General features: G+C 49.9%; 15 protein-coding genes and 1 riboswitch. All 15 genes read left to right on the top strand.

The window, feature by feature from the left end; translation table 11 throughout:
- The first annotated feature begins 72 nt into the window (after window positions 1-72).
- A complete protein-coding gene (lspA, locus tag NYE42_RS07830) occupies window positions 73-534 on the top strand; it encodes a signal peptidase II (protein WP_101562997.1) in 462 nt (153 codons plus the stop codon).
- A gap of 1 nt (window position 535) precedes the next feature.
- Window positions 536-1450: an RluA family pseudouridine synthase gene (locus NYE42_RS07835; protein ID WP_352426878.1), complete on the top strand. Its 915-nt coding sequence runs from the start codon at window positions 536-538 to the stop codon at window positions 1448-1450.
- A 187-nt stretch (window positions 1451-1637) separates the two neighbouring features.
- Window positions 1638-2183: a bifunctional pyrimidine operon transcriptional regulator/uracil phosphoribosyltransferase gene (pyrR, locus tag NYE42_RS07840; RefSeq protein WP_003154392.1), complete on the top strand. Its 546-nt coding sequence runs from the start codon at window positions 1638-1640 to the stop codon at window positions 2181-2183.
- A 154-nt stretch (window positions 2184-2337) separates the two neighbouring features.
- Window positions 2338-3648: a uracil permease PyrP gene (gene pyrP, locus NYE42_RS07845; protein WP_007409727.1), complete on the top strand. Its 1311-nt coding sequence runs from the start codon at window positions 2338-2340 to the stop codon at window positions 3646-3648.
- Window positions 3649-3790: 142 nt separating this feature from the next.
- The gene (locus NYE42_RS07850; protein WP_064107849.1) at window positions 3791-4705 is read left to right on the top strand and encodes an aspartate carbamoyltransferase catalytic subunit; all 915 of its coding nucleotides are present in this window, start codon (window positions 3791-3793) and stop codon (window positions 4703-4705) included.
- Window positions 4689-5975, top strand: a complete 1287-nt coding sequence (locus NYE42_RS07855) for a dihydroorotase (RefSeq protein WP_094031696.1) — start codon at window positions 4689-4691, stop codon at window positions 5973-5975. Before NYE42_RS07850 ends, NYE42_RS07855 begins: the two co-directional genes overlap by 17 nt.
- Complete coding sequence (locus tag NYE42_RS07860; RefSeq protein WP_007409730.1) at window positions 5972-7066, top strand: carbamoyl phosphate synthase small subunit; 1095 nt, start codon at window positions 5972-5974, stop codon at window positions 7064-7066. The genes NYE42_RS07855 and NYE42_RS07860 overlap by 4 nt, the downstream gene beginning before the upstream one ends.
- Window positions 7051-10266 carry a carbamoyl-phosphate synthase (glutamine-hydrolyzing) large subunit gene (gene carB / locus NYE42_RS07865; RefSeq protein ID WP_352426879.1) on the top strand — a complete coding sequence of 1072 codons (3216 nt, stop codon included), beginning with the start codon at window positions 7051-7053 and terminating at the stop codon, window positions 10264-10266. Before NYE42_RS07860 ends, carB begins: the two co-directional genes overlap by 16 nt.
- Window positions 10263-11033, top strand: coding sequence for a dihydroorotate dehydrogenase electron transfer subunit (locus NYE42_RS07870; protein WP_003154380.1), 771 nt, complete (start codon window positions 10263-10265; stop codon window positions 11031-11033). The genes carB and NYE42_RS07870 overlap by 4 nt, the downstream gene beginning before the upstream one ends.
- The gene (locus NYE42_RS07875) at window positions 11033-11968 is read left to right on the top strand and encodes a dihydroorotate dehydrogenase (protein WP_003154377.1); all 936 of its coding nucleotides are present in this window, start codon (window positions 11033-11035) and stop codon (window positions 11966-11968) included. Before NYE42_RS07870 ends, NYE42_RS07875 begins: the two co-directional genes overlap by 1 nt.
- Window positions 11937-12656 (top strand): orotidine-5'-phosphate decarboxylase, encoded by a 720-nt coding sequence (pyrF, locus tag NYE42_RS07880; protein ID WP_015417439.1) that lies wholly within the window; start codon window positions 11937-11939, stop codon window positions 12654-12656. Before NYE42_RS07875 ends, pyrF begins: the two co-directional genes overlap by 32 nt.
- Window positions 12653-13285 (top strand): orotate phosphoribosyltransferase, encoded by a 633-nt coding sequence (gene pyrE, locus NYE42_RS07885; RefSeq protein ID WP_061861443.1) that lies wholly within the window; start codon window positions 12653-12655, stop codon window positions 13283-13285. Before pyrF ends, pyrE begins: the two co-directional genes overlap by 4 nt.
- A 101-nt stretch (window positions 13286-13386) precedes the next feature.
- Window positions 13387-13491: riboswitch (SAM riboswitch) on the top strand.
- Between the two features lie 127 nt (window positions 13492-13618).
- Window positions 13619-14320 (top strand): phosphoadenylyl-sulfate reductase, encoded by a 702-nt coding sequence (locus NYE42_RS07890; RefSeq protein ID WP_003154369.1) that lies wholly within the window; start codon window positions 13619-13621, stop codon window positions 14318-14320.
- A 12-nt stretch (window positions 14321-14332) separates the two neighbouring features.
- Complete coding sequence (locus NYE42_RS07895) at window positions 14333-15397, top strand: inorganic phosphate transporter (protein ID WP_144664713.1); 1065 nt, start codon at window positions 14333-14335, stop codon at window positions 15395-15397.
- Between the two features lie 48 nt (window positions 15398-15445).
- Window positions 15446-16594, top strand: a complete 1149-nt coding sequence (gene sat / locus NYE42_RS07900) for a sulfate adenylyltransferase (RefSeq protein ID WP_144664712.1) — start codon at window positions 15446-15448, stop codon at window positions 16592-16594.
- Window positions 16595-16607 lie beyond the last annotated feature (13 nt).

The raw sequence follows: 16607 nt of genomic DNA on the forward strand, positions 1-16607 counted from the left end.
GCCTTTACTCTGGCACCTTTTACTGATAAAATTCATAAAGGATAAAAGTAACTGTATACTGGAGGAACGTGTGTGCTTTATTATCTAATCGCTCTTTTTATTATTATTGCCGACCAATTGACCAAATGGCTTGTCGTCAGCCATATGGAATTGGGACAAAGCATACCTGTCATCGACCAGGTGCTTTATATCACATCTCATCGCAACACGGGAGCGGCGTGGGGGATTTTAGCCGGCCAAATGTGGTTTTTCTACGTCATTACCATCGCCGTGATTATCGGAATCGTTTATTACATACAGCGTTATGCAAAAGGGCAGATGTTACTCGGAATTTCTCTCGGCTTAATGCTGGGCGGTGCGGCCGGAAACTTTATTGACCGGGCGGCGCGCCGGGAAGTGGTGGATTTTATTCATGTCATCATCGTGGATTATCACTATCCGATTTTTAATATCGCGGATTCCTCACTGTGCGTCGGTGTAATACTTTTATTTATTCATATGCTGTTTGACAGCGGGAAAAAGAAGGAGCAATAACATGAATCAATTTGAGATAACCGTTCAGCCTGAACAAAAGAGCGAACGGATTGATAAATTTTTGGCTTCAACGGGAGAAAACTGGTCACGCACTCAAGTGCAGCAATGGGTAAAAGAGGGATTGGTATCCGTTAACGGCAAATCCGTAAAAGCGAACTACAAAATGCAGCCTGGCGATCAGGTAAACGCCACCATTCCTGAACCGGAAGAATTGGACGTGCTTGCAGAGCCGATGGATTTGGACATTTACTATGAGGATCAGGACGTCTTGGTTGTGAACAAACCGCGGGGCATGGTTGTACACCCGGCGCCCGGCCATGTGACAGGGACGCTTGTAAACGGACTGATGGCTCACTGCAACGACCTTTCCGGCATTAACGGCGTCATGCGCCCGGGAATCGTCCACCGTATTGATAAAGATACTTCCGGTCTGTTAATGGTCGCTAAAAACGATATGGCGCATGAATCACTCGTTAATCAGCTCGTCAATAAAACCGTGACCAGAAAGTACAAAGCGGTTGTCCACGGGGTGATTTCACATGATGACGGAACAATTGACGCTCCGATCGGTAGAGATAAAAAAGACCGTCAAAGCATGACCGTAACAAGAGAAAGCAGCAAAAACGCCGTCACGCACTTCCACGTGCTTGAGCGTTTTCAAGATTTCACGCTCGTAGAGTGCCGTCTTGAGACCGGAAGAACGCATCAGATCCGTGTTCATATGAAATATATCGGGTTTCCTTTGGCAGGCGACCCGAAGTACGGACCGAGAAAAACCATTGATTTCAATGGTCAGGCGCTTCATGCCGGAATATTAGGTTTTGATCATCCGCGGACGGGCGAATACATGGAGTTTGAAGCGCCCCTTCCTGAAGATATGAAAAAACTCATTGAAGATTTAAGAAATAGCCATTGACAGCGACTTTCTTTTCTGAAATAATAAAAACAAGCTGAATAGATTCTTTAACACAGTCCAGAGAGGCTGAGAAGGATAACGGATAGGACAGAAGAGATACGCATGTGTCTTCGTCCTGGAAAGGAACCCCTCTATGCTCTGGCAGGAGGGGTTTTTTCTTCTTATATACGAATGGAGAGGTGTACGAGTGAATCAAAAAGCTGTTATTCTCGACGAACAGGCGATCAGGCGGGCGCTGACAAGGATAGCCCATGAAATGATCGAACGGAATAAAGGAATGAATGACTGCATTCTTGTAGGGATTAAAACAAGAGGCATTTATTTAGCAAAGCGGCTGGCCGAGCGGATCGAACAGATTGAAGGAAATCCGGTCACCGTGGGGGAAATCGATATCACCCTTTACCGTGACGATCTGACGAAAAAAACGAGCAATGAAGAGCCGCTTGTAAAAGGCGCGGACATTCCGGCTGATATCACAGACCAAAAGGTCATTGTGGTTGATGATGTGCTTTATACCGGCCGGACGGTGAGAGCTGCGATGGATGCCCTCGTTGATGTCGGGCGGCCGTCATCGATACAGCTTGCCGTGCTTGTCGACAGAGGGCACCGGGAGCTGCCGATCAGAGCGGACTATATCGGGAAAAACATTCCGACCTCAAAAGCTGAAAAAGTGATGGTTCAGCTGAGCGAAGTTGATCAGACTGATATGGTCGCCATTTACGAAAATGAATAATCACCCTTTTTAAATGCATTCCAGAGAGTCTGCAAAGAGGATTTTAAAACACAAAGCCGGGCGGATCGACGCGGCCGGGTTTTGTATGCCTCTTTGCGCAAAAAGCAAAGAGGTTTTTTTATACCATTTGAAAGTCAACCGGGAGGAAAACGCCATGAGTAAGAAAAAAGTAAACTTGGGAGTCAGGGACGTCCCCAATCCATTGTCCTGGCTGTCATTCAGCCTGCAGCATTTATTCGCCATGTTCGGTTCAACCATACTCGTGCCGAAACTGGTCGGAATGAGCCCGGCAGTGGCGCTTGTCACGAGCGGAATCGGGACACTCGCCTATCTCTTGGTGACAAAAGGCCAGATCCCCGCTTATCTCGGCTCATCATTCGCCTTTATATCACCGATTATCTTGGTGAAGGCGACGGGAGGGCCGGGGGCTGCCATGGTCGGAGCTTTCTTGGCGGGAATTGTGTACGGCCTGATCGCACTGCTCATCAGGCAGCTTGGAACGGGGTGGCTGATGAAGCTGCTGCCCCCGGTGGTCGTCGGGCCGGTCATCATTGTCATCGGCCTCGGACTGGCAAGCACAGCCGTCAATATGGCAATGTATGCCGATCCGAATGCAAAGGAACTCGTCTACAGCTTGAAACATTTCAGTGTAGCCGGCGTCACTTTGGCCATCACCATTATCTGCGCCATCTTTTTACGGGGATTTTTAAGCCTGATTCCGGTATTGATCGGCATTATAGGCGGCTATCTGTTTGCGCTGACACAGGGCATCGTCAATTTCCAGCCGGTCATTGATGCAAAATGGTTCGCCGTTCCTGAATTTATCATCCCTTTCAAAGACTATACGCCGTCAGTGACATTGGGCATTGCGGCTGCGATGGTGCCGGTCGCTTTCGTGACGATGTCAGAACATATCGGCCACCAAATGGTGCTGAGTAAAGTCGTCGGACAGGATTTCATCAAAAAGCCGGGACTGCACCGCTCCATAATGGGGGACAGCGTAGCGACGATCATTGCTTCGTTAATCGGAGGCCCGCCGACGACGACATACGGCGAGAACATCGGTGTCCTGGCAATTACGAGAGTTTTCAGCGTCTTTGTCATCGGCGGCGCGGGTGTGATTGCGCTGTGCTTCGGATTTATCGGAAAAGTATCAGCGCTGATCAGCTCTGTTCCGTCCGCGGTTATGGGAGGCGTTTCCTTCCTGCTCTTCGGAATTATCGCCTCCAGCGGCTTAAGAATGCTGATTGACAACAACATTGATTATGAAAACAAGAGAAATTTGATTATCACATCCGTCATCCTCGTGATCGGCGTCGGAGGGGCTTTTATTCAAGTATCAAAAGGCGGGTTCCAAATATCCGGCATGGCGCTTGCGGCAATCGTCGGAGTCATCCTGAACCTTATCCTGCCGCATGCAAATGAAGAAGACGCGATTGCATCAGAAAAACAAAATCATATGTAAAACCTTTTAAAGAAAGTCCAGAGAGGCTTGGAAGGGTTATAACGGGAAGAAGCTGTACGCTGCTTCTCTCTTTAACCGCACCCCGAGTCTATAGACCGGGGTGTTTTTTTACGGCCTTCAAGCGGAAACGGAGGAGAAAAACATGAATCATTTAACGGCGATGTCTGAACTGAGCGCGGCTGAAATTACAGAACTGCTGCGTGAGGCAAAAGCGATAAAAGAGGGAACAGTCCGCCCCGATCTCGCGGGAAAATTTGTTGCGAATCTGTTTTTTGAACCGAGCACGAGAACGCGGTTCAGCTTTGAAGTGGCGGAAAAGAAACTCGGGATGAACGTGCTCAGCTTAGACGGCACGAGCACAAGCGTTCAAAAAGGCGAGTCCTTATACGATACGGTCAAAACACTGGAATCAATCGGAGCGGACGCCTGCGTCATCAGGCACAGCACGGATGAATATTACAAAGATCTGACCGGCAGAGTCAATATTCCGATCTTAAACGCCGGCGACGGCTGCGGCCAGCACCCGACTCAGTCATTACTCGATTTAATGACGATTCAAGAGGAATTTGAGGCCTTTCAGGGCCTGACGGTTTCCATTCATGGCGATATCAAACACAGCAGGGTGGCAAGGTCGAATGCCGAGGTGCTGACAAGGCTCGGCGCACGCGTGCTGTTTTCAGGGCCGCCGCAATGGCAGGATGAGAAAAACGCCTTCGGCACCTGTGTACAGACGGATGAAGCCATACAAGCTTCAGATGTCGTCATGCTGCTCCGCATCCAAAATGAAAGGCATCAGACAGAAGCCGACCAAAAAGGCTACCTGGAAGCATACGGGCTGACCGCAAAGCGGGCGGAGAGCATGAAGCGGAATGCCATCATCATGCATCCCGCACCGGTGAACAGAGGAGTCGAAATTGACACAACATTAGTGGAATGCGGAAAATCAAGAATCTTTAAACAAATGGAAAATGGCGTGTATATCAGAATGGCAGTCTTAAAAAGAGCACTGCAAACCAATGTAAAAAGGGGAGAAGCGGCTTATGTCTTATCTCATTAAAAACGGCTGGATGTTAAATGAACAGGGAGAAAAAGTGGCACAGGATATCCGGGTAACGGGTGAATTCATTTCGGAAACCGGGCTTCTGACAGCGAAAGACGGAGAAACGGTGATCGACGCTGACGGACTGTTCGTTTCACCGGGACTCGTAGACCTTCATGTCCACTTCAGAGAACCGGGCGGCGAGAAAAAAGAAACCATTGAGACGGGCTCTAAAGCCGCGGCGCGGGGCGGCTTTACCACAGTCGCAGCCATGCCGAATACAAGACCGGTGCCGGATACGAAAGAGCAGATGGAATGGCTGCAAAACCGGATCAAAGAAACCTCATCTGTCAGGGTTCTTCCTTACGCATCCATTACGATCAGACAAACCGGCGAAGAAATGACAGATTTTGAGGCGCTTCATGAAGCGGGCGCATTCGCCTTCACCGATGACGGCGTCGGCGTTCAGACGGCGGGAATGATGTATGAAGCCATGAAACGGGCGGCTTCAATGAATAAAGCGATTGTCGCTCATTGTGAGGATAACTCACTGATTTACGGAGGGAGCGTGCATGAAGGATCTTTTTCAAAAGCGAACGGCCTGAACGGCATACCTTCCATTTGTGAAGCGGTACATATCGCCCGTGACGTGCTGCTGGCGGAAGCGGCGGGCTGCCATTACCACGTGTGTCATATCAGCACGAAAGAATCCGTCAGAGCCGTAAGAGACGCAAAAAAAGCGGGAATCCGCGTGACGGCGGAAGTGTCGCCTCACCATCTGCTGCTTTGTGACGAAGATATCCCGGGACTTGATACCAATTTTAAAATGAATCCGCCGCTTCGAAGCAAAGAGGACAGAGAGGCGCTGATTGAAGGGCTTTTAGACGGTACGATTGATTTCATCGCCACTGACCATGCGCCGCATACAGAAGAAGAGAAAAACACGGATATGAAGCTTGCGCCTTTCGGTATCGTCGGTTTAGAAACAGCATTTCCGCTTCTGTACACACATTTTGTGAAAAACGGGGCGTGGACGCTGAAGCAACTGGTTGATTTCATGACGGTAAAACCTTGCGAGGCATTTGATCTTCCGTACGGAACGCTTGCACCGGGGGCGCCGGCTGACATCACCCTGATTGATCTGGAAAAAGAAGCAGCCATTGACAAAGATACATTTTTATCTAAAGGAAAAAATACGCCATTCAACAAGATGAAGTGCTTCGGCTGGCCTGTTGCAACGATGGCTGCCGGTAAGCTTGCATACGAAGAAGGGAGACTCGTCAAATGAAAAGAAGACTAGTGCTGGAAAATGGAGCGGTATTTGAGGGTGAAGCATTCGGGAGCCTGGAACATACAGCGGGTGAAGTCGTATTCAACACGGGAATGACCGGTTATCAGGAAATTTTATCAGACCCTTCTTACTGCGGGCAGATCGTGACGCTGACGTATCCTCTGATCGGCAACTACGGAATTAACAGAGATGACTTTGAATCCATCACTCCTTTTGTAAAAGGGCTGATCGTAAAAGAACTGTGCGAGCTGCCTTCCAACTGGCGTTCGGCTTACACGCTTGACGAGTATTTGAAAATGAAAAATATCCCCGGCTTACAAGGGATTGACACGAGAAAGCTCACAAGAATGATCCGCACGGCCGGCGCATTAAAAGGAACGTTTGCTTCAAGTGAGGAGAATGTCGGAGAGGTTCTTGCAAGGCTGAAAGAAACGGAACTGCCGAGAAATCAAGTCGCTCAAGTATCGGCGAAAACGGCATATCCGAGTCCGGGCCGCGGCAAACGCATCGTGCTCGTCGATTTCGGTATGAAGCACGGCATCTTAAGAGAGTTAAACAAGAGAAAATGCGATGTCATCGTTGTGCCGTACAATGTAACGGCGGAAGAAGTACTTCAGCTCAAGCCGGACGGCATCATGCTTTCTAACGGACCCGGAGATCCGAAAGATGTGCCGGAAGCCATTGAAATGATAAAAGGCATACTCGGGAAGGTGCCGTTATTCGGAATCTGCCTCGGCCACCAATTATTTGCGCTGGCATCCGGAGCGGAAACGGAAAAAATGAAATTCGGACACAGGGGTTCCAATCATCCGGTTAAAGAGCTTGCGACAGGGAAAGTCGCTTTAACCGCCCAAAACCACGGATATACAGTTTCTTCAATAGATGAGACAGAGCTTGAAGTGACGCACATTGCGATCAATGATCAAACGATCGAAGGACTCAAGCATAAAACATTGCCGGCATTTACGGTTCAGTACCACCCTGAAGCTTCACCGGGGCCGGAAGACGCCAATCATTTATTTGACAGATTTATTGACTTGATCGAAACAACTGAGAAAGAAGGGGAAGCGGTATGCCAAAACGCGTAGATATTAAAAAGATTTTAGTGATCGGATCAGGCCCGATTATTATCGGACAGGCGGCGGAATTTGATTATGCGGGCACACAGGCGTGTCTCGCTTTAAAGGAAGAAGGCTATGAAGTCATTCTCGTCAACTCGAATCCGGCAACGATTATGACGGATACGGAAATGGCTGATCGGGTATACATAGAACCGCTGACGCCGGAGTTTCTCACGCGTATTATCAGAAAAGAACGGCCGGACGCCATCCTGCCGACTCTGGGAGGACAGACCGGACTGAATCTTGCCGTCGAGCTGTCTGAACTCAGGGTTCTTGAGGAATGCGGGGTGGAAGTGCTCGGCACAAAGCTGTCCGCCATCCAGCAGGCGGAAGACCGCGACTTATTCCGTACGCTGATGAATGAGCTGAATGAACCGGTGCCGGAAAGTGAGATCATCCGCACTTTACAGGAAGCCGAGGAATTTGTCGGCCGGATCGGGTTTCCGGTTATCGTGCGCCCCGCTTACACATTAGGCGGAACGGGCGGCGGCATCTGCTCGAATGAAACAGAACTGAAAGAGATCGTCGAAAACGGATTAAAACTCAGCCCCGTCCATCAGTGCCTTCTTGAAAAAAGCATTGCCGGTTACAAAGAGATCGAATATGAAGTCATGAGAGACAGCAGAGATCACGCGATCGTCGTCTGCAACATGGAAAATATCGATCCGGTCGGCATCCATACGGGCGACAGCATCGTCGTTGCCCCGAGCCAGACTTTGAGCGACCGGGAATACCAGCTTTTGCGCAATGTTTCATTAAAGCTGATCCGCGCGCTCGGCATTGAAGGCGGCTGTAATGTTCAGCTCGCGCTCGATCCCGACAGCTTCCAATATTACATTATCGAAGTGAATCCGCGGGTGAGCCGCTCATCTGCCCTCGCCTCAAAAGCGACGGGTTACCCGATCGCAAAGCTTGCGGCGAAAATCGCAGTCGGGCTTTCTCTTGATGAAATGATGAATCCCGTAACGGGAAAAACATATGCGGCTTTTGAGCCCGCGCTTGACTATGTCGTTTCTAAAATCCCGCGCTGGCCGTTCGACAAATTTGAGTCGGCAAACCGCAGGCTCGGGACGCAAATGAAAGCCACCGGAGAGGTCATGGCCATCGGACGCACCCTTGAAGAATCGCTGTTAAAGGCGGTCCGCTCACTGGAAGCCGATGTCTATCACCTGGAACTGAAGGATGCGGAAGAGATTTCTGACGGGCTTTTGGAAAAACGGATCAGAAAGGCCGGAGATGAACGGCTGTTTTATCTTGCTGAAGCGTTCAGAAGAGGCTACACAGTCGAGCAGCTTCATGAGTTTTCCGCAATTGACGTATTCTTTTTGCACAAGCTCTGTAAGCTGGTCGCTTTTGAAACAGAGCTGAAAGCGGAAAAAGGCAGCCTTACCGTCCTGCAGACAGCGAAGGAACTCGGTTTCTCCGACAAATATATCAGCCGGGAATGGAACATGCCGGAACAAGAGCTGTATCAAATGCGAAAAGAAGCAGACATCAAGCCTGTATATAAAATGGTGGATACATGCGCGGCGGAATTTGAATCAGAAACCCCGTACTTTTACAGCACATATGAGGAAGAAAATGAGTCTGAGGTTACTTCAAGAAAAAGCGTCGTCGTCCTCGGTTCCGGGCCGATCCGTATCGGACAGGGCGTCGAATTTGACTATGCGACCGTTCATTCTGTCTGGGCGATCAAGCAGGCAGGCTATGAAGCGATTATTATCAACAACAATCCTGAGACGGTGTCCACTGATTTCAGCATTTCAGACAAACTGTATTTTGAACCGCTGACGGTAGAAGATGTCATGCACATCATCGATTTGGAACAGCCGGAAGGCGTTGTCGTCCAATTCGGCGGCCAGACGGCGATCAATCTTGCGGAAGAATTGAGCGCCCGCGGCGTCAAAATCCTCGGCACATCACTTGAAGATTTAGACCGTGCGGAAGACCGGGATAAGTTTGAGCAGGCGCTTGAGGCGCTGAATGTGCCGCAGCCGCTCGGAAAAACCGCTGTGTCGGTGAACGAAGCGGTCAAAATTGCCGCATCCATCGGCTATCCGGTACTTGTCCGCCCTTCGTATGTGCTCGGCGGCCGGGCGATGGAAATCGTCTATCACGAAGAAGAGCTGCTTCACTATATGAAAAATGCGGTCAAAATCAACCCGCAGCATCCGGTGTTAATCGACCGTTATCTGACGGGGAAAGAAATCGAAGTCGATGCCGTATCTGACGGCGAAACAGTCGTTATTCCGGGAATTATGGAGCATATCGAGCGGGCCGGCGTCCATTCAGGGGATTCAATCGCCGTCTATCCGCCTCAGTCTTTAAGCGAAGACATTAAGAAAAAAATCGAACAATACACTGTAGCCTTGGCAAAAGGCCTTAACATCATCGGGTTGCTGAACATCCAGTTCGTACTGTCGCAAGGTGAAGTGTATGTGCTTGAGGTAAATCCGCGGTCAAGCAGAACCGTGCCGTTCTTAAGCAAAATCACAAAGATTCCGATGGCGAATCTGGCGACAAAGGTCATTCTCGGCCAAAAGCTTGCTGATTTCGGCTATCAAGAGGGGCTGCAGCCTGAACAGCAGGGGGTGTTCGTGAAAGCGCCTGTCTTCTCATTCGCGAAGCTGAGAAGAGTGGATATTACGTTAGGCCCTGAAATGAAGTCGACGGGAGAGGTCATGGGCAAAGATTCAACCCTGGAAAAAGCGCTCTATAAAGCGCTGATTGCTTCTGGCATTCAAATCCCGAACTACGGCTCAGTGCTGTTGACTGTTGCCGATAAAGATAAAGAAGAAGGACTGCTGATCGCGAAGCGGTTCCACGCCATCGGCTATAAAATCTTGGCGACGGAAGGAACGGCGGCTTATTTAAAAGACGCTCAGATTCCGGCTCAAGTCGTCGGAAAAATCGGCGAAGAAGGGAAAAATCTGCTCGATGTGATCAGAAACGGCGAAGCGCAATTTGTCATCAATACGCTGACAAAGGGCAAACAGCCGGCCAGAGACGGCTTCAGAATCCGCCGCGAATCCGTTGAGAACGGAGTCGCCTGCCTGACATCTTTAGATACGGCCGAAGCCATTTTGCGGGTACTGGAAAGCATGACATTCCGGGCGGATCATATGCCTGCATCCGAAACCAATCAAAAGGCGGCAGTCACGATATGAAGAAAGCGCATTTGACTGTTCAATCCAACTTAGAAATTGCCGACCGGATTTATAAGATGGTGCTGAAAGGAGAGCTTGTCCGGCACCTTACCGAGCCGGGTCAATTTCTACATCTGAAGGTGAGTGACGCGGTCACGCCGCTATTAAGAAGACCGCTCAGCATTGCGGACGTCAATTTCGCCGCGGATGAAGTATCCGTTATCTACAGAGCTGACGGTGAGGGAACGCGTCTTTTGTCCGGGAAAAAAGAGGGCGGCAGGATAGACGTTCTCGGCCCTCTCGGCAACGGATTCCCCGTCCGGCGGATTGAACCTGGCAAAACCGCGCTGTTAGTCGGAGGCGGAGTGGGGGTTCCGCCTTTGCAGGAACTGTCAAAGCGCCTGACGGAAAAAGGCGTAAACGTCATTCATGTGCTTGGATTTCAATCAGCAAAGGATGTTTTTTACGAACAGGAATGTCGTGCGTACGGAGACACCTATGTGGCGACGGCTGACGGCACATATGGAGAGAAAGGGTTTGTCACCGATGTCATCCGTGAAAAGCAACTCGAATTCGATGTCCTGCTAAGCTGCGGACCGACACCGATGCTGAAAGCTCTGAAGCAGCAGTACGGCCATAAAGAGGTTTATCTTTCGATGGAAGAGCGGATGGGCTGCGGCATCGGAGCCTGCTTCGCCTGCGTGTGCCGCACGGGTGAAAGCGATACATCCTATGTAAAGGTCTGCCTTGACGGGCCGGTATTTAAAGCTGAGGAGGTGGCGCTGTAATGTTAGAGGTGAATCTGCCGGGTCTCCAATTGAAAAACCCGATCATCCCCGCTTCCGGATGTTTCGGTTTCGGGAAAGAATATGCCGGATTTTACGATTTATCATGCCTCGGAGGCATTATGATTAAAGCAACGACGAACGAAGCCCGCTTCGGAAATCCGACGCCGAGAGTGGCGGAGACAAGCGCGGGCATGCTGAATGCCATCGGTCTGCAAAATCCCGGCCTTGAGCATGTGCTCAATCATGAGCTGCCTTGGCTCGAACAATTTGACACGCCGATTATCGCAAATGTCGCCGGTTCTCAGGTGGACGACTATAAAGAAGTGGCCGAGCACATCAGCCAAGCGCCGAATGTGCATGCGCTTGAGCTTAACATTTCATGTCCGAATGTCAAAACGGGGGGGATTGCTTTTGGTACTGATCCCGTCATGGCGGCCGAACTGACAAAAGCGGTGAAAGAAGTTTCCGCAGTGCCTGTGTATGTGAAGCTTTCGCCTAATGTCGCAAACATAACCGAAATTGCTAAAGCGATTGAAGCGGCCGGTGCTGACGGTCTGACGATGATTAATACACTCATCGGGATGAGGCTCGATCTTAAGACGGGACGGCCGATCTTAGCAAATAAAACGGGCGGACTGTCAGGCCCGGCGATCAAACCGGTCGCCATCCGGATGGTATACGAAGTCAGCCAGGCCGTTCAAATCCCGATTATCGGGATGGGCGGCGTTCAGACCGCAGAGGATGCATTAGAATTTCTTCTTGCGGGAGCGAGTGCGGTTGCCGTCGGCACGGCAAACTTCGTCAATCCGTTCGTCTGCCCGGAAATCATAGAACAGCTCCCCCGTGTGCTGCGCCAGCACGGCTTTCAATCTGTAAGTGAATGCATCGGAAGGAGCTGGAAACATGAAAAACAACCTGCCCATCATCGCGCTTGATTTTGCATCAGGGGAAGAGACTTTAACGTTTTTAGACTTGTTTGAAAAGGAAAGGCTTTTTGTCAAAACGGGGATGGAACTTTTTTATCAGGAAGGCCCCGCCATCATTCACCAATTAAAAGAACGAAATTGTGATATATTTTTAGATTTAAAGCTTCATGATATCCCGACTACGGTCAATAAAGCGATGAAGCGGCTGGCCGGCCTCGGCGTTGATCTTGTCAATGTGCATGCAGCAGGGGGCGCACGCATGATGCGCGCGGCCCTTGAGGGGCTTGAAGAAGGCACGCCGGCAGGCAGAAAACGCCCGTCTTTAATCGCGGTGACTCAGCTGACCAGCACTTCAGAGCAGGTGGCGAAGGAAGAGCTTCTGCTACATAAGCCGCTGTTAGAAACGGTCGTGCATTACGGCAAAATGGCGGAAGAGTGCGGGCTGGACGGAGTGGTATGTTCGGTACATGAAACAAAAGCCATTTATGAAGCGGTCCGGCCTTCATTTCTGACAGTCACACCGGGCATCCGCACGGCCAGTGACACAGCTGACGATCAAGTCCGGACGGCGACTCCGTCATTTGCGAAAGAAAACGGTTCGTCAGCCATCGTCGTGGGCCGCTCAATTACAAAAGCGGAAAACCCCGTTGAAGCATATGAAGCAATTAAACTGGAATGGGAGGGCGTTCGCCGATGAAACAGGCTATCGCAAAACATCTATTACACATTGAAGCTGTCTTTTTACGCCCGAATGAGCCGTTTACGTGGGCGAGCGGCATTTTATCACCGATCTATTGTGACAACCGTCTGACATTGTCGTATCCAAAAGTGAGAAATGATGTGGCGGACGGGCTCGGCAAACTGCTGAAAGAGCATTTTCCCGAGGCTGAGATGATCGCGGGCACTGCAACGGCGGGCATTCCGCATGCTGCGCTTCTCGCAGACCGTACAGGCGCGCCGATGTGCTACGTCAGAAGCAAACCGAAAGCGCACGGCAAAGGAAATCAAATAGAAGGCGCCATTAAGAAAGGACAAAAAACAGTCGTGATTGAAGACTTGATTTCTACCGGAGGCAGCGTGCTTGAAGCTGCGGCGGCCCTTCAAAGAGAGGGCGCGGAAGTCCTCGGCGTCATTTCCATTTTTACATACGGACTGCCGAAAGCAAAAGAAGCCTTTAAAAAAGCGGGTCTTCCTTATTACTCGTTAACGGATTATGACACGCTGATTGAAGTCGCGCTTGAAAACGGAACGATTCATTCAGATGACATTGAGAAACTGAAATCATGGAAACAGAATCCCGAGTCAGAAGATTGGTTTAAAAAATAATGACAATAAAAACAGGCCTCAGGGCCTGTTTTATTATTCCTATCAAAAAACTCGGGTTGACTTCTGTTAGAATTGTGCTAAAATTTAGTACAAATCTAAAAAGCTTATCAAGAGCGGCTGAGGGACTGGACCGATGACGCCCGGCAACCTGCGTGTCATGCAAGGTGCCGCATCCAGAAAAATGCACAGCATTTTGAAGATAAGGGCTATACCGGGTCACTGTCTTTCATTCCGCTGGATTGAAAGTTTTTTATATGAAAAAAAGATTGAGGGATAAGACAACCGGCAGAAAACAACAGCTGTTTGATTGTCTCCGGGAGGAGGAAAGGAAAAATGCTAACGTATGACACATGGGAAGAGCCGGCGATTACATTTCCGGAAGACGATTCCTATAAAGGCGCGCTGTCCGTTTTAAAATGGGCATACGGCCACTACGGAGACCAGCTTGTTTACGCGTGCAGCTTCGGGATTGAGGGCATCGTCCTGATCGATTTAATTTCTAAAGTAAAGAAAGACGCGGAAATCGTGTTTCTCGACACGGGTCTTCACTTTAAAGAAACATATGAAACGATCGAAAAAGTGAAAGAGCGTTACCCGGGACTGAACATTATCCTGAAAAAGCCCAGCCTTACTCTTGAAGAACAGGCCGAGGCTCACGGAGATAAATTGTGGGAAAGAGAACCGAACCAGTGCTGCTACATCAGAAAAATTCTGCCGTTAAGAGAAGCGCTCGCAGGGCATCCGGCATGGCTGTCCGGCCTTCGCCGGGATCAAGGACCGAGCCGGGCGAATACGAATTTCCTGAATAAAGACGACAAGTTTCAATCGATTAAAGTATGCCCGCTGATCCATTGGACATGGAAAGACATCTGGAGATATACTTCCAAGCATGAGCTGGATTACAATATCCTCCATGATCAAGGGTATCCGAGCATCGGCTGTGAACCGTGCACTTCACCTGCGTTTACCGCGGAAGATTTGCGGAGCGGCAGATGGAACGGCATGGCGAAAACAGAATGCGGACTGCATGAATAAAGGAGCTGCCCGATGGAATTAGCCGCTATTTTATTCTGCCTGTTTTTTGCCATGAATATCGGAGCCAGCGGGGCCGCGGCTTCAATGGGAGTCGCTTACGGGTCCGGCGCCGTTAAAAAGAAAACGTATGCGCTGATCATCTGCGCGGCCGGAGTTCTGTCAGGGGCGGTTATCGGCGGCGGTGAAGTCGTTAAGACGATCAGCGGCGGAATCATTCCCGAACAAACCATTACGCTCACCATTGTCTGCATTATTATCGGATCGGCGGCGCTATCGTTATTCACGGCGAATGTGCTCGGCATTCCGCTGTCGACGAGTGAGGTCACTGTCGGGGCGATTGTCGGTGTCGGCGTCGCGTACAAAGTATTGTTTTTACAGCATCTTTTGGTCATCGTGATTTTTTGGGTGCTCGTGCCGTTTGTCGCGTTCTGTTTCACGTTTCTCGTCTCGAAGGTATTCAGTTCTCTGAATATTCGAGTCATTTCGAATCGGAAACAGAAGATTTTGGGGATTGTGCTGCTGATTGCGGGGTTTTGGGAAGCTTTTTCAGCCGGAATGAACAATGTCGCAAATGCGGTGGGCCCTTTGGTTGCTGCGGGCGTGCTCAGCGTGTCCAAAGGAACGCTGTACGGAGGCATCTTTGTCGCTCTCGGCGCTCTGCTTTTAGGACGTAAAGTGCTTGAAACCAACGGGAAAAAGATTACGAGATTTTCAGCCGGAGAAGGCATACTGCTTTCCGGAACCGGCGCGGGGCTTGTCATTATCAGTTCCGTCTTCGGTCTGCCGGTCCCATTGGCGCAAGTCACATCATCATCAATTATCGGCATCGGAATGGCCAAAAACGGGCCGAACGTTTTTCATAAAGAAGTCGTGAAAACGATGCTCAAAGTATGGGTCGTTTCTCCGTTTTTGTCACTGTCGATTTCGTATTTGCTTGTCTCCCTGCTGTTAAAAGGAGATTACTATTCCATCTTTATGATGGCCAGCGTGCTTTTGGCAGCTGGCGGAGCCGCCAGTCTGATGAAAGCCATCCGAAAAGAGAAACGCTCTGTCCATGAACAAGGCGGAGGCATTTAACTATTAATCTGAGTTTATTTATCTGTTAACTGGGAGGAATCATGTATTATGAGTTTAGCACCGCACGGAGGAACATTAATTAATCGGGTGAATGAGCAGTATGATCTTACATCCGTCCAAAAAGAAATTGAGCTTGATTTGATTTCGTTCGCTGATTTAGAGCTGATCGGGATCGGGGGGTACAGCCCGATTGAAGGATTTTTCACAGAAAAAGATTACGTGTCAGTCGTTGAGAATATGCGTCTGGCATCCGGGGTTGTCTGGTCCCTGCCGATCACGCTTCCGGTCGATTCAGAAAAAGCGGCTGAGCTTGCCGTCGGCGACACGGTGAAACTGACTTACGGCGGAGACACATACGGCGTAGTCGACATCGAAGATATTTATACGCCGGATAAACAAAAAGAAGCCGTTCACGTATATAAAACCGATGATGCCGCGCATCCGGGCGTGAAAAAATTATTTTCACGCGGCGATACGTATGTCGGCGGGCCGATCACATTAGTTAAAAAAGCGTCAAAGCAGTTTCCCGAGTTTACATTTGAACCTGCCGATACAAGACGAAGCTTCGAAGAAAAGGGCTGGAAAACCATTGTCGGTTTCCAAACGAGAAATCCGGTCCACCGCGCCCACGAATATATCCAAAAAACCGCGCTTGAGACGGTTGACGGCCTGTTTTTGAACCCGCTCGTCGGTGAAACAAAATCAGATGATATTCCGGCGGATGTCAGAATGGAAAGCTACCAGGTGCTGCTCGATCATTATTATCCGAAAGACCGCGTTTTCCTCGGCGTATTTTTGGCGGCTATGCGGTATGCGGGGCCGAGAGAAGCCATTTTCCACGCGCTTGTCCGCAAAAACTACGGCTGCACGCATTTTATCGTCGGCCGCGATCATGCCGGCGTCGGTGATTACTACGGCACATATGAAGCGCAAGAGCTGTTTGATCAATTTACAGCGGATGAACTCGGGATTACACCGATGAAATTCGAGCACAGCTTCTTCTGCCGGAAATGCGGCAACATGGGAACGGCCAAAACATGCCCGCATGACAGAGAAGACCACGTCATTCTGTCAGGAACAAAGGTCAGAGAAATGCTGCGAAGCGGTGTCATGCCGCCGGCGGAATTCAGCCGTCCTGAAGTTGTCGAGGTGTTGATTAAAGGGCTGAAAACGAAAGAAGAAGCAGGCGTTTCTTAAGGAGGAAAATAGA

Source organism: Bacillus sp. FSL K6-2865, assembly GCF_040311405.1.
Taxonomy (GTDB): Bacteria; Bacillota; Bacilli; order Bacillales; family Bacillaceae; genus Bacillus; species Bacillus velezensis.